At 56.0% G+C, this 13,849-nt stretch carries 14 protein-coding genes and 1 pseudogene; 12 read left to right on the top strand and 3 right to left on the bottom strand.

The annotated features are described in order from the left end of the window. On the top strand, window positions 1-330 hold a 330-nt coding region (locus tag IVA74_RS09735; protein ID WP_276578147.1), incomplete at its 5' end, for a CoA-transferase. Window positions 331-640: 310 nt separating this feature from the next. Here the strand turns inward: IVA74_RS09735 and IVA74_RS09730 are convergent. Continuing rightward, on the bottom strand, window positions 641-1,837 hold the full coding sequence (locus tag IVA74_RS09730) for a diaminopropionate ammonia-lyase (RefSeq protein WP_247342182.1): 1,197 nt from the start codon (window positions 1,835-1,837) through the stop codon (window positions 641-643). Between the two features lie 1,409 nt (window positions 1,838-3,246). Between IVA74_RS09730 and IVA74_RS09725 the strand changes: the two genes are divergently transcribed. The 11 genes and pseudogenes from IVA74_RS09725 to IVA74_RS09675 all read left to right on the top strand — a co-directional run bounded on the left by IVA74_RS09725 (window position 3,247) and on the right by IVA74_RS09675 (window position 11,156). Further along, a complete protein-coding gene (locus IVA74_RS09725) occupies window positions 3,247-3,648 on the top strand; it encodes a transposase (protein ID WP_247342180.1) in 402 nt (133 codons plus the stop codon). Then, entirely contained in the window at window positions 3,645-3,929 is a 285-nt protein-coding gene (gene tnpB, locus IVA74_RS41125; protein ID WP_346730931.1) for an IS66 family insertion sequence element accessory protein TnpB, read from the top strand. Before IVA74_RS09725 ends, tnpB begins: the two co-directional genes overlap by 4 nt. 580 nt (window positions 3,930-4,509) lie before the next feature. Continuing rightward, window positions 4,510-4,707: pseudogene (locus IVA74_RS41120) on the top strand (serine recombinase); the annotation flags it as partial. A gap of 98 nt (window positions 4,708-4,805) precedes the next feature. Beyond that, window positions 4,806-5,237 carry a recombinase family protein gene (locus IVA74_RS09710; protein ID WP_247342198.1) on the top strand — a complete coding sequence of 144 codons (432 nt, stop codon included), beginning with the start codon at window positions 4,806-4,808 and terminating at the stop codon, window positions 5,235-5,237. A 61-nt stretch (window positions 5,238-5,298) separates the two neighbouring features. Continuing rightward, on the top strand, window positions 5,299-5,697 hold the full coding sequence (locus IVA74_RS09705; protein WP_247342177.1) for a hypothetical protein: 399 nt from the start codon (window positions 5,299-5,301) through the stop codon (window positions 5,695-5,697). 131 nt (window positions 5,698-5,828) lie between these two features. Next, window positions 5,829-6,083, top strand: coding sequence for a hypothetical protein (locus tag IVA74_RS09700; protein ID WP_247342174.1), 255 nt, complete (start codon window positions 5,829-5,831; stop codon window positions 6,081-6,083). Between the two features lie 986 nt (window positions 6,084-7,069). Next, the gene (gene ehuB, locus IVA74_RS09695; RefSeq protein ID WP_247342171.1) at window positions 7,070-7,909 is read left to right on the top strand and encodes an ectoine/hydroxyectoine ABC transporter substrate-binding protein EhuB; all 840 of its coding nucleotides are present in this window, start codon (window positions 7,070-7,072) and stop codon (window positions 7,907-7,909) included. 72 nt (window positions 7,910-7,981) lie between these two features. Next, on the top strand, window positions 7,982-8,647 hold the full coding sequence (gene ehuC / locus IVA74_RS09690) for an ectoine/hydroxyectoine ABC transporter permease subunit EhuC (RefSeq protein WP_247342168.1): 666 nt from the start codon (window positions 7,982-7,984) through the stop codon (window positions 8,645-8,647). A gap of 1 nt (window position 8,648) precedes the next feature. Further along, window positions 8,649-9,320, top strand: coding sequence for an ectoine/hydroxyectoine ABC transporter permease subunit EhuD (gene ehuD / locus IVA74_RS09685; protein ID WP_247342164.1), 672 nt, complete (start codon window positions 8,649-8,651; stop codon window positions 9,318-9,320). Next, a complete protein-coding gene (gene ehuA / locus IVA74_RS09680) occupies window positions 9,320-10,135 on the top strand; it encodes an ectoine/hydroxyectoine ABC transporter ATP-binding protein EhuA (protein WP_276577001.1) in 816 nt (271 codons plus the stop codon). Before ehuD ends, ehuA begins: the two co-directional genes overlap by 1 nt. 283 nt (window positions 10,136-10,418) lie before the next feature. Further along, window positions 10,419-11,156 carry a GntR family transcriptional regulator gene (locus IVA74_RS09675; protein WP_247342161.1) on the top strand — a complete coding sequence of 246 codons (738 nt, stop codon included), beginning with the start codon at window positions 10,419-10,421 and terminating at the stop codon, window positions 11,154-11,156. Between the two features lie 199 nt (window positions 11,157-11,355). Here the strand turns inward: IVA74_RS09675 and IVA74_RS09670 are convergent, their stop codons facing one another. Both IVA74_RS09670 and IVA74_RS09665 read right to left on the bottom strand, forming a co-directional pair. Then, the gene (locus IVA74_RS09670; RefSeq protein WP_247342159.1) at window positions 11,356-12,072 is read right to left on the bottom strand and encodes a hypothetical protein; all 717 of its coding nucleotides are present in this window, start codon (window positions 12,070-12,072) and stop codon (window positions 11,356-11,358) included. Between the two features lie 261 nt (window positions 12,073-12,333). After that, window positions 12,334-13,500: a M20/M25/M40 family metallo-hydrolase gene (locus IVA74_RS09665; RefSeq protein ID WP_247342156.1), complete on the bottom strand. Its 1,167-nt coding sequence runs from the start codon at window positions 13,498-13,500 to the stop codon at window positions 12,334-12,336. Window positions 13,501-13,849 lie beyond the last annotated feature (349 nt).

Raw genomic sequence — 13,849 nt, 5'->3', positions numbered from 1 at the left:
GCTCAGAACGGCGATCTCGCCAACTGGATGATCCCCGGCAAGATGGTCAAGGGCATGGGCGGCGCGATGGATCTCGTCGCCGGCGTCAAGCGCGTCGTCGTGGTGATGGAGCATTCGGCCAAGGACGGTCCAAAGCTCCTGAAGCAGTGCAATTTGCCGCTGACCGGCGAGCGCGTGGTCGACATGGTCGTGACCGATCTGGCCGTCTTCACCATCGACAAGCACGGCAACGGCGGTATGGCGCTGATCGAGCTCGCCGACGGCGTCTCGCTCGACGAGGTCAAGGCCAAGACCGAAGCCGAATTCCGCGTCGCGCTGAAGAACACGTAAGGTCTTCGAGAATGGGGGCGCGCATGACGATACGGTCTGCGCGTCCCGAAGACGCCGATTTCAGCCTGCTGACTCTCTCACCTCACCCTTCTCGAGCAGTACTGTCGTTTCTGCCTTTACAAGGCTACCGTGGTTACAAATGGACGATCAACAAACGATACGGCTCTAAGGCGCGATGTAGCCAGCTTTGTGGCACCGCTTCCTACAGACGTGGAACTATCGCGCGAAAGGCTATCTCCGTACTGGTCTAGCCGACACATCGCCCAACGCCGAATTCTAATCACGAGCTGCCGGCTCTGCTCTTGGCAGCTCAACGTTTTTTCGCGCTTACTGCCGCTGGCGTCGCCCCAACGAGCTTTTCGTAAAGGATAGGATCAGTCGCGCCCTCGGTGTTGATCAGGAAGACCCGTGAATTTGATCCAATACCAATCGTGTCTCGAAATGCCGAATCGGAAGCCGCTTTCAGTAGTGCGGCGAGGCCAACACCACCACTTTCCCCTGCGACAACGGTCGGATCGCCATCCGTCGGGTTCGCCAGACGTTTCATAGCATTGATCGCGTCGTGATCTTCGACAGTCGTAAAAGCGTCCGCTACTCGCGAAAGGATGCGCCAAGCAACGAGCGACGGCTCATAACATTCGAGCATTGCCATCACGGTTGATTGCCCATGATTCACCTTCACGGGATGCCCGGCTCGCGCGCTTTCGAATAGACACGCTGCACGCGAAGGATCGACAACAGTGAAGAACGGACGGTCGTCGCCTGATAAGACCGCAAAATGTCCTGCAATGGCGGCGGCCACTCCCCCTACACCTGACTGAATAAAGACATGGGTCGGATGCTCAGGCAGTTGACGGAAGGCCTCGCTGAGTAGGGCGGTGTACCCCTGCATCACCAGCCCGGGAATACGCTCGTAGCCCGACCAGGATGTATCAGAGACTGTGATCCAACCATTCTCCGCTGCAACTCTGGATGCCTCGGCAACCGAATCGTCATAGTTGCCCTCGATGCGGATCATCTGCGCTCCATATCGCGCGATGGCAGAAATGCGCTCATTGCTCACGCCAGAATGAACGAAGATGGCACATTTTGCACCAACTAGCTTAGCACCGTAAGCAACCGAGCGGCCATGATTGCCATCCGTAGCGCAAGAAACTGTCATGCCTCCTGCAACCGACTTCACTTCAAGTGTTTGCAAATCGGACACGTCAACATCACGACCGAACTGCCGGCCTGCTTCCTCGAGAACCAAGCGAATTACAGCATAAGAACCGCCCAACGCCTTGAAACTACCTAGGCCGAGACGATGACTTTCATCCTTGAGGTAGATCGCACCGATTCCAATCTCGCGAGCAAGGCCCGTCAACGAGATGAGAGGGGTTTCTTTGTGGCCATCGCGATGCCTGAGAAATCGCTCGACCCGTCGGGCGGCCACAACGCTCAACGTGTCGGCGTCGGAAGCATCAAGCGGAGCGCGGTAATCAGTGTGCTGGTTCAGGAGAAACATGGTTTTGCTTTGTTGCTTATTGGCCGTTCTGTATGGATTATCTCATTCAGGATCACAAAGGCTGCCACACTTTCGGATCGTTTGTGCAAGATCCGCTCAGACTTAGAGCGTGAGCCTCTGATTAGGGAGGATCGCTCCTTCGATTGGCTCGAATTGCTCGAACGGAACGTCGAAAACAATACGGAGTCAACAGCAATTCAAAAAGCGCCCTGTTGGCCGCTTCTTTCAGGATCGACGCAAGGCATAGCGCATTTCACCATCTCAACTCGCGAACTGGCATTGGAGCAGTCACATGGCGAGCCATTTCTACCGACTCCGTATGGGCATGTATAATACCAAGACATTGTTTCAATGCAGCAAGCGCTGTCTGCACAAAGGCTTCGGCTGCAATAAAACCTAATGCGGTTGGGCTGCGAACTAGGGCGATCCGAGTGCCAGTCCCGCGCCACCGCGGCGGACCAGCCGGTCCCGCATGGATAAGATTCGGTCGAAACCCTCACAAAGCTGCATTGACTTCATTGAAGGTTTTGCGCGCTAATCCAGCGAGGATCCAGCGGACGATCCAGACGTGCTCGGACTTTCGAGCATCTAGTCCGCTCAGGAAGACCCTGCCGTTCAGATTGCTGAACTCCAGAGTACGCGGTCTCGTCGTCGCGTCAGTTTTTTGGTTTATGATCCTGGGGCCACGCCGTCGGCTCTGAAATCCGATCAAACATCCTTCTTCGCTCGTTTCGTCAACCTTCTTCAACGAACACCTTTATGACGCATCAAATCGTGAAGGGATATCAGGCGATACCGGGGTGAACGATGTATTGGAGGCGGGCGGTGCTGTCGGTTGCGAGCTAGCACCAGCAGAGTTAGATACTTCTCACACCTCGCACACGGTGAAATCCGTCGAAATCGCAGGATTCGAGCGTCAACGCAAGACCTGTGGCACTTATGACATCGTCACTTGGCTACTGAAGTCAGGGCAAGCGAAGCGTGCTTGAACAGGTGACTCCCGAGACATTGCTCGGCACAATAAGTGATCAAGTAACAGGCACAAGACGAGGAAAGGACGACGGAGCAGAGAAATAGTTGGAGATCGCTGCCGGAGGAAAGGCACGCGATTGGACAGTTGGGTTTGGATTTCCGCTCCCTCAATCCTTTTGAAATTCAGGAACGTCGTCGAGCACGGAGGAAAATCTCTAAATGTTGGACGCTAACCACAGCGCTTTGCGCGCCGTTCTCGGGTAGGTCTGCGAGAATTTCTCTCGCGGCGATACGGGCTCCGCGCGGTAACTCTCCGTTGAGCCTTTCAAGTACCCACATTTCCGGCCATGCCGAGTTCAGTATTCCTCCGTTGAGGGCCGCCTTGTTTGACGGACGCGAACGCTGCAGGTCCTAGGGGTAATCCTAGGAGAAGCGCTATGACGATTTCGAGGGCGGAGGTGATCACATCGGTCGAACGGCGGCGCCGGTGGTCGCAGGATGAGAAGGAACGGCTTGTTGCAGCATCGCTCGAGCCCGGAGCCAGTGTTTCCGAGGTGGCTCGCATGGCTGGCCTTCATGTAAGCCAGCTGTTCCGGTGGCGCAAAGAGCTTTGCAAGCACGGTGAAGCGAGTATAGCGCCGTTCGTGCCGGTCGAGATTGGGCCGTCTGTGCCGCCGCGGGAGATGGCCGAAGCGCCATTGACGACGACGGCGGCGCGGCGACGGAAGAGCCTGGGCATCATCGAGATAGATCTTGGTAGCGGGCACCGCATCCGGGTCGATGGCGGTGTTGATGGATACGCGCTACGTCGCGTTCTCGATGCTTTGGTGCGCCGATGATCCCGGTTCCGATGGGCGCACGAGTGTGGCTTGCGACAGGCTACACGGACATGCGCCGAGGCGTTCCGTCGCTGGCACTCCAGGTGCAGGAGGTGCTGCGCAAGGACCCGCTCAGCGGTCATCTGTTTGTCTTCCGCGGTCGCCGAAGACAACAAGCGACATTCTACATACAGTTTTCGTTATGCGGCGATCGCGTATCCGTGGCACCCGCTGTTCAGGCGAACCCTGCAGGTATCGCCATTCCGGCGCGGCAAGGATTTGACTTGCATCTACACGGATGAGCGGCCTGACCTTTGCCGTGAGCTGCCGAACTGGATGTTTGACGAAGGCTACTGCGCCGGCATGACGCTCGGGCTGCCTGAGATCAGTATCGAGGGTCTCAACGAGTTTGCTGCCGTTCTCGCGTCGCTCGGAACGAGTCGGAAGCGAGGAGCACACTCCGGTCCTTCCAAGCAGAAGGAGACGGGTTGTGCAGAGAAGCCTTTGTCGCAGTCGAGCTCAGTTCGTTCTCGAGCTCGAAAATCACAATCGTCAAGCGCCAGCGGAGCGAAGCACGGAAGGACTGATCGAGGCCTTGGCGGACCTTCTGCTGGAAGCCCTGAGGGTGGAGGAATCGGCGATGAAGGGGGGCGGCGATGAGCAGCAAGGTCACCTCTGAACACCTCGGCCGTATCGCCGTGGTCTACGTTCGCCAATCGACCATGGTGCAGGTCACGGGCAATCTTGAAAGCCAGCGCCGGCAATATGAGCTGGCGGGAGCTGCGGAGAAGGCGGGGTTCGCGTCGGTAACAGTATCGACGACGATCTTGGACGTTCCGGTTCCGCCAGCTGCAGCGGCCCGGCTTCGAGCGGCTTGTGGCGATGGTTTGCTCCGGCGATGTCGGAGCCGTTTACTGGATCGAGGATTCGCGGTTAGCGCGAAACGCGCGCGACTGGCACCACCTGATCGACTTTGCGTTGGCGGGAGCCGTGGTCATCGACCCAGATGGAGCCTATGATCCGCGACTCGTCAATGATCGCTTGCTGCTCGGTCTGAAGGGGACGATGTCGGAATATGAGCTGAGCTTACTGCGACAACGCGGCATCGCAGCCCGCGACTCCAAAGCGCGGCGCGGGGAATGCCGCTTCATGCTGCCCCTGGCTTCTGCTGGAGCGAAGTGGGCAAGATCGAAATCGACCCAGACGAACATGTGGTCGCCGCGATTCGGCTCGTCTTTGCCAAGTTCACCGCGTTGGTTAGCGCGCGTCAGGTCTTTCTTTGGCTGCCGTCGGTCGACCTCAAAATGCCCGTCGTCCTGCGCAATATTGATGTCTACAAGCTGATCTGGAAGGCGCCAGCCCATCACAGCGTTATGCAGATTCTGCACAATCCACTGTATGCTGGAGCCTACGCGTTCGGGCGGAGAGCTCAGCGAACGCGGATTGTCGATGGACGGGCGCGCAAAGTCAGCGGGGTCGACAAACCCCGCGAAGAGTGGAACGTTCTGCTGCGCGACAATCATCGCGGCTATATCAGTTGGCAGGATTATGAAGACAATCAGAAGCTGCTTCTCGAAACTGCTCATATGAAGAAAAAGTCGCGCACGTAAATCAGCGCGCGGCGGCCGTGCGCTTCTGGCCGGTCTCATGCGGTGCGGACGCTGTGGGCGGATGATGCGTGTCTTCTATGGCATGGCGAAAGTAAACGCGCATCGCTACCAGTGCCGCGGCGACGACGCACATGTGGGTGCGGGACTGTGCATTGGTATCGGTGGGGTTCGAATTTATCGCGCGGTTGCCTGGCAGATACTGGAGGCCGTCTCAGATCGCGCTGTGGAAGGGGCGATCTTCGCTTCAGATCAGGTCGATTGTTCAAGAAAAGAAGTTGTCGCCGCTGTTGAGCGGGACCTTGAAGGAGCGCGCTATGATGCATCTCTCACCTCGCGTCGATACGAACTTGTGGATCCCGCCAAGCACCGCGTCGGCCGCGAGCTTGAGGCGCGTTGGAACGAGGCGCTGGAGCACGTGGCGGGACTTGAGCGTCGAATAGAGGAACTGTCCGCTATGTAGGCGACGCGTCCAAAGATTGATCGCGCTCGCCTGCTCCAGAACTTGCCCGTGACCTGCCGGCAGTATGGAACGCATCTTCAGCGGACACGCGAACCAAGCAGCGGCTCATCCATATCCTGGTTCAGGAAATCGTGTGTGAACTCGACGACGCCACCAACGAGGCCGTTCTACTGGTTCACTGGCGCGGCGGACGCCATACAGAGGTGCGTGTCGCGCGCGTCAAGACTGGCCGGTATCCGACCGACATGGCGCCCACCGCAGTTGATGCGCTCCGCAAGCTTGCCGGACACTGGCCTGATCGAGAACTTGCGGTATCGCTCAACCGAATGCGCTGCAAGATCAATAACCGCCACCGCCTGACTGGCCAGGCGGTCACCACACTTTAGCGATAGCTCTGCCGCAAGATTACACCCACCTTGCAACTATATGAACCGGCTCACCTCCGGCGCCAAATCAGGTTTACCAAGGTATCTTTGAACGACGACCTATCAGCGTTCGTCACTGCGATACTGCGAACTGTCGCTAAGTTGCGCCGGAAAACTGCATTTCTGGCGCACAACAGAAGGAAATGTGCGTCTACTTTGAATAATAATTGAGGTCTCGGCAACACGCAGAGCAAGCAGAGATCAGCGGTTTCTGTTCGACGCTGCAAATGAGGCTTTCATGCGCAATCATGACCTTGTCGCCAGTAGCTTCCTGGGAATAACCGCAGCTGGGCTCGCACTACTCTGCTCCAGCCTTCTTGCCCTTGCCCTCATCTAGGGCGAACACTCCACTTCGGGATACCGATGCCGCCCGCGAGACGTCCACTTCGATACAAGGTGCAGCTGATAGCCCAGCAGAACGCTTGCGGTCAGTCGACGCCGCCTTTGACCCGCGCGCAAATGCGGCTCAGCCGCGCCTGATAGTCGACGGCACCACCTAAGCTTGAGATCGTTAATGCGGTTCGGCCCCACATCGTAAAAAGCTCTCCGAGGCTCGCGCGACGTTCCACACGAGGAACACTCCATGCTTCGCATGCGCATCCAGATGTTAGCCCGTGCTCTCCTTGATCCAAGACCGACGTTCGAGGGCAACCTCGTACTCTGAATTGGCGATCCAGGAAAAGACGTCCTTCGAAGAGGACTCGCGGGATGAAATTGGTAGCTACGTGAGATTGCTTCCGGAGAGGCTCGCACGGTGGTTCAATGCGTCCGACGAGCTGGGTGGAGATCGTACAAGCTCCCGCAGAACTTCAGGGAGACCAAACCATCGAGGTGTGAACGGAGGGGCTCGCTCGCTAAGCCTTCAGAGGTCAGGGCGCAACAATCTTCGCTTGCAAAGCGCGCTGGATCTCCAACAACCAGCCACATTCAAAGAGGGGAATGCATTTATGAAACTCAAGATTTTCGCTGCCGTAGCTGCAGTACTTTTCAATCTGATCGCGCCGGTTGCTTCCGCGGGACCATTAACCAGTCGCTTAGAGTCGGGAGCAGCGATTCGTATCGGCTTTGCCAACTCGCCGCCCTATGCGTTCGTCGGGCCGGGCGGCGAGCCCGCTGGGTTCATGAACGCTTATGTCATCAACCTTTTGAAGAAGATGGGGTACACAAAACTCGAGGTGGTGACTTCCGACTTCTCCGGATTGATACCTGCCCTTCAAGCCGGCCGAATCGATATCGTCACATCTGGTTTGTACATCAAGAAGGACCGATGCAGCACGATCGCCTTCACTGACCCGATGCTGAAAACCGCTGATGCTTTGCTTGTTCCTAAGGGCAATCCGAAAGGCCTTCAGAACTACGAGGACGTTGCCAAGAAGAACGCAACAATGACAGCAGTTGTTGGCTATGCAACCATTGACAGCGCAAAAAAGTTCGGCGTCCCGGCGGATCGTATTATGCAGCTTCCTGATGGGCCATCGGTCTTGGCAGCAGTCAGATCGGGACGCGCAGACGCCGCAGCAAATTCGGATCTATCTCTCCAAGCTCAGGCCAAGGGCGCCGACGGTTCCGTCGAGGTTACTGATTCGAGTAAAATGCCGGAATCAACGTTCAACTGGGTTGCATTCGGCTTGCGCAAAACCGATTTTGACTTCATCTCGAAGTTCAACGCCGCTCAGAAGGAGTTTCTCGGCTCACCCGAAATGCTCTCTGTGGTCGCGCCCTTTGGCTACAGCGAAAAGCAGCTTCCTGGTTCGACTTCGCTCGAATGGATCTGTGAAAACCGCTGATCTGCCGGAATGGACGATGAACGGGCAGCAGGCTCGTTCATCGGGTTTTCTCGCTGAGCGTCAGGAGCATACATGTCCCTTTGGCTTTTTTTGGTGCAGTATGGATCAAGATATCTCAGCGGCAGCTTAGTGACGGCCAGTCAATTTGTTCTTGCTTCACTTGTAACAGTCGTATTCGCGGTCACTTTCGGGCTGTTGCTATTATCGAAAACTTATTGGCTTCGCGCATTTGCAGCTGCCTACATCGACTTTTTCCGCGGTAGTTCTTTGGTCGTACAAATATACTGGATCTTCTTTGTACTGCCGCTCCTAGGATTGAGCCTTTCTCCCTTTATCGCCGGCTTTTTGGCCGTGGGACTCAATACAGGCGCATATGGCGCGGAAGTCGTGCGGGGAGCGATTCTTGCAGTGCCGAAGGGACAATGGGAGGCGGCTTATGCGCTTTCGATGTCACCTGCAAAGCGCATGTACCGTATCATCTTTCCGCAGGCATTTCTGATTATGCTACCCCCGTGGGGCAACCTACTGATTGACGTCTTAAAGGGCACCGCGCTCGTTTCCTTAATTGGGCTGGCAGAGCTCATGTTTCAGGCAAAGCAGATCAACAACCTTACCTTCCTTTCAGCGCAAGCCTTCGGCGCTGCGCTAGCGATTTACTACCTGCTAGCGCGCTTCCTTATTACACCAGCTGTCCGCGGTCTCGAGTCGAGATTGCGGCGAAAGATGTCGAGGACGTGATATGGAGCTAGATTGGAGCTGGCGCTTCGCCTGGGAAATACTGCCAGATTTGCTCGCCGGCGCATTAAAGACACTAGCCGCGGTTGGCATCGGCTATTCGATGGCCATTGTTGGCGGCCTTATCCTGGCTCTTCTGCAAAGAACACGTAGCCGGCTCTTGTCGGCAGCCGTGCGCGAATTCGTCGAGTTCATCCGCTCGACACCGCTTCTGTTGCAGATCTACTTCGTGTTTTTCGTAGGACCTCAATTCGGTGTTCAACTTTCTCCATGGGCTTCAGGACTGATAGCAATTGGCCTTTACCGGTCGGCGTATCTTTCTGAAATCTATCGAGGCGGATTGGAGGCGGTTCCGGCCGGCCAGTGGGAGGCTTGCACCGCGCTTAATCTTTCCGGAAGAGATGCCTATTTTAGAATCATCATACCGCAAGCTCTGCCGCCGGCTACCGCCGGCATGGGCAATGCTCTGATCGCGATTTTCAAGGATACGCCTATGCTCTCGGCGATTGGTGTCGCCGAGTTGATGCATGCCGCGACAGTAGTGGGAGCGAATAGTTATCGCTACCTTGAGCCCTATACACTCGTTGGTCTGATATTCCTTCTGCTCTCTCTGCCCGCTGCCTGGGTGATCCGCATCTTCGAGCGATGGTTGCGCAGCAAATTAGGAATGGTTTGATGGACAGTTCGCAGGACTATCCGCTTGAGTTAACGGGCACCAATGTACCGATGGTGCGGTTTATGAATGTGTCCAAGAACTACGGCGGTCTGAAGGTGCTGGACAACCTCAATTTGGACGTCGCCGAAGCAGAGAAGGTGTCGATAATTGGGCCTTCGGGCTCAGGAAAGACGACGGTCTTGCGTATGCTGATGACATTGGAATCGATCAACTCCGGCGTCATTTATGTAGACGGGAAACCGCTTACACACATGCCGAGAGGTGGAAAGCTGGTCCCTGCCGATGCATCCTATCTCCGACGGATGCGAGCAAGCATCGGCATGTGCTTTCAGAGTTTCAATTTGTTTCCTCATATGACGGCTCTCCAAAATTGCGTAGAGGGTCCCATTCAGGTTCTTGGTCTTAGCAAAGCGGAGGCCCGAGATCGGGCGGAGGAATTGCTGAGCATGGTAGGCATGATCGAAAAGAAAGACCAACATCCTGCGCGGCTTTCCGGTGGGCAGCAGCAACGTGTCGCGATTGCACGGGCGTTGGCGATGCGTCCGAAGGTCATGCTGTTTGACGAAGTCACGTCGGCGTTGGATCCAGAGGTTATTGGAGAGGTGACGAACGTTATACGCAAGCTTGTCTCGGAATTTCGGCTAACAATGTTGATGGTCACTCATCAGATGGGATTTGCGGCAGACATTTCCGACAGGGTATGCTTCTTTTTCAGCGGCAAGATCGAAGAACAAGGCGAGCCCAAGCAGTTATTCGGAGATCCGAAGCGAGAAAGAACACAGCAATTCTTGTCTGCAGTAAAGGATGCTGTCTAATAACGCTTTTGCGGAATGAGAATGTCTATTACTGAATGGAAGTTCTTCGCCCGAGCTAGACGCAATGGCATTTGCTTGCGGGCTGACGTTATCTGCCTCCTCTCGCGGGCATCCCCATTTGAAATTGATAGAGGGGCTCATCTTCTGCGCTTCGTGAGCCTGCCTCCGTTGAATTGGATCGAGGGGGAAAGCTGTCCAGAAGACGAGATCTGCTATGGCTGATTGTGCATCATTGGGCTAGCATGCGGATGAGCATGACGATCATCATTTCTGCAAAGCCCTTATGAGTGATTTCGCTTACCATCCCTTTCCGAAATACCTGCAAATTCGAGAGATCGTAAGACGGCGACTTCGCCTGCTTCAGCCCGGCGACCGCCTGCCAACGGAGTCGGAGTTGGCGGCAGAGTTCGGAGTCAGTCGAGTCACGGTGCGGCAGGTGATGAAGATTTTTGCCACCGAGGGGGTCATCGAACGCCGGCCGCGAGTTGGCACGATACTCAGGGCTGTACCAGCCGCTCCGGCCGACGATAGGCTAACTGGACCGATCGAAGAATTCAGTATCGCCGGTTTGGAAACAACGAGCGTGGTGATCCAGAAGGGCGAAGTCACGGCGGAGAGGGATGTGGCGAGTGCCTTGCGTATCGGCGCACCGAGTACCGTTTACGAAGTGCGACGGGTTCGAATGCTTGAGACGTCACCGTTCGTAGTGCTTGAGGCTTTCTTTCCCCTCAACGTTGGAAAGAAGATAGCTGCTCGGGAATTCCCTGGCCTCTTTGTGCCTCTGCTTCGCAAGATCGTGGACAAGAATATTTGGGAGGAGCACCAGGAGATCGATGCGCTGGTCGCCGGGACTAAATTCGCCGCGGCATTGCAAATCCCTGTCGATGCGCCCATCCTCTGCGTTAAACGCTTGTTCTTAGACTCCAAAGGACTCCCGGTAGTGTATTTCAGAGAAAACTTCCGGGCGGACCGCTATTTTTACACTATCCGCCTACCTCAGCCAACTTCACCGTCCGGCTGAAGTCAGTTTATCGTGACCGCTCCTCTATTGGCTCTCGATGTCGGTTAAGGGTGGGGCGACCGAGGCATTGTGTTCTACGGTTCGTACTATTGCCCCGGCGCATCGCGTCGCAATCGTGCGAAGCTTATGGTCGCGTTTGTGAGCTCTCCAAGTCTCGACTTCCCATTGCTCTGTTGATGCCGCGCGTCTCGTCGCAAAATTAATCGCTACTTCTTGCAGACCAGTAGGTCAGTCTGCATAGCGAGGTTATGTCGTATACCGGGAATCCCGTCGCTCTACGGATGGAGGAAGAAACCGTTGGGAAGGCGGTACACTCGAAAAGCAACGCGGATATACCCGAGTGCTTTTCAAGGATGCGCCGCACGCACTCCAGAACATCAGACTCGATATCCGCCGGCGTCGTGCGGGGAGGAGGGCGCCTCATCTCATTTTGCCACAACCGGCCGCCCTCCACACCTCCTATCACGACCCGTTCAATGTCGGCTGGGTCATCGATTTCCAGTAAGTCGACGCCGAGACATTGCGAATCCGCGGTGATGATGGCCACCTTGCCAGTCGGAGGAAGTTGACGAAGGAGGACAGGCAGAAGGAGCAAGCTCGAGGTTGCGACCGGAACATCGACAGCTTCGGCAATCGCCTTTTGATGTCGGATTGTGAAACCACAATTCGCGCTAATTGCAATCGCTCCCCGATTGACCAACCGTTTCGCAGCGGCAATATAAGCGGCCTCCAACGAAGGGTCCCCGCGGATGACGTTTTCTGCCCATGCCCCCTCTACCGTCTCAGAAACAATTGGGAAATCAAATGTCCCCGGGTAGAACAGGTGGCCAGGCCTCGGATCCACTGGATCGGTGCCCCGCGGCAAACCTCTTTCCAAATTAAGAATGCCGAGAGATTCCGGTTGCTGCTGCGACATCGGTAGACCCCTATCAATGACTTGCTGCGCAATTTTCATAAGCCGCATTGCTAATCCCAGCTAATGGTTGCTCGAGGACCTAATGAGGCGACCTCCGCCGGCATCGACTCTTTCAACGTTTTTTCTTCGCGGCACACCGGCACCGCTCGAAACCTGGTTCCCGCCACTAAGCGACGCGATCGGCGACTGTCATAACATACCAAAGCAGAACGTTCGGTCAGACAAACGCGTCAAACACGTGCGAGCCGCAGGATAGTTGCGTTACGCCGGCGCCGACAATCGCTTTATTACACCGGCTAGAAGCGCTCCTTGTTCAGTGATGCTGGACACTTCGGTTCGCTCCCGCCTGCTGCACATTTCATGCGTGATCGGGCCTAGGCCGTCCAAAGTCGGCGTACCGACCGAAGCGGCATAGCTGGCATCAGAACCTCCTCCAGAGAAAACCGGAAACATTTCGATAGCGAGTGCCGCACCAGTGTCCTTGGCTAGCTGGAATAGAAAGCGGCTTCCGTCGCCTTCTTCAAATGGCGGTCGCATCCTGATAGAGTGTTTGATTGTCACTCTCGGATCAGCCGCGGCAAGCTCTTCCGAAATGCATCGCTCGATATTGTCGATTAGGGTTTCTGTGGCTGCCTTGTTCCGCGCCCGGAGGTCGGCATCGAACCAAGCAGTTGCCGGCATCACTTGTCTGGCTTCCCCACCGTGCATCAACCCGACGGAAACACTTAGGCCACGCTCATCATCGCTCAAGCCCTCAAGACGGGTTACAAGACGAGCGAGCACCGAGAGCGCCGAGGCTCCAGCCTTCTTATTGTTACCGACATGGGTTGTGATACCGAATGCCTCTACCCTCAGATGACCAGTGGCTCCTCGACCGATAACAAGCCCTCTGTTGGGCCTGGCAGGCTCAAGCGTGAGACAAAAATCCGCAGCTCTTGCCTCAGTCTTGATCCAGTCGGCGCTTGCGTCGCTGCCGACCTCCTCGTCTGGTACAATCAAGAATACCACACGTTTGATACCATCGAGGCCCATTTGGAAGAGTTCGCGGAGGGTCACGATTGCCGTGGCTACGCACACCTTCATGTCCCCGACGCCGGGTCCGGTAAGAACTCCATCCTTCTGCTCGAATCTCCAGCCCTCGACAGTGCCTGTGGGCCAAACCGTATCCGCATGACCTAGGATAAGGATCGACCGGCCCGGACGACCAGACTCCCAACGAGCTGTCAATTGATCGCCAGCGCCTTTCCTGATCTCCCGGTCGACCTTAAATCCGGCGGCTATCAACGCTTTTTCGAAGACGTCGTTTACCCGATTGACGCCCTCGCGATCATAACTGCCGCTGTCGATGTCAACCGCAGCCTTGGTAAGCTCGATAATTTCGGGTAGTTTTGTCTCCAACTTTCGAAGAAACAAACGGTCCCAGTTCATGTGATGTGCTTTCGCTGTGGTGAGTAGAATTGCGCTCAGGTAGCCCCAGCAAAGCTATTGTATCACTTCATGGGACATTGCGGCCGCACCGGCGCGCCGTTCGAACTTGAATGAGTAACAACCGTCAGAAGCCTCGCCTTAGCAGCCACTCAGATTTCCAAACAGGGCTTCGGTTCGACCCAGATCGCTACCGCCACCGTCTTTGCCATGTGCTGGGAACAGTGTGGCTTCGTTACAGCGGGTCGTAGTAGCGATTGCCTCCCTGCGTCGAGCACGTCTTTTTAGCAAGTAGGAGGAACAATGTTTGCGCGGCCGAATGCTTCAACCGCAATGCCGTCCCTCGGCTCTG

This window comes from Bradyrhizobium sp. 132 (genome assembly GCF_023074185.1).
In the GTDB taxonomy this organism is placed as follows: domain Bacteria; phylum Pseudomonadota; class Alphaproteobacteria; order Rhizobiales; family Xanthobacteraceae; genus Bradyrhizobium.
Note: the sequence above shows the minus strand (reverse complement) of the source record. Positions and strands in the feature narration are given on the sequence as shown.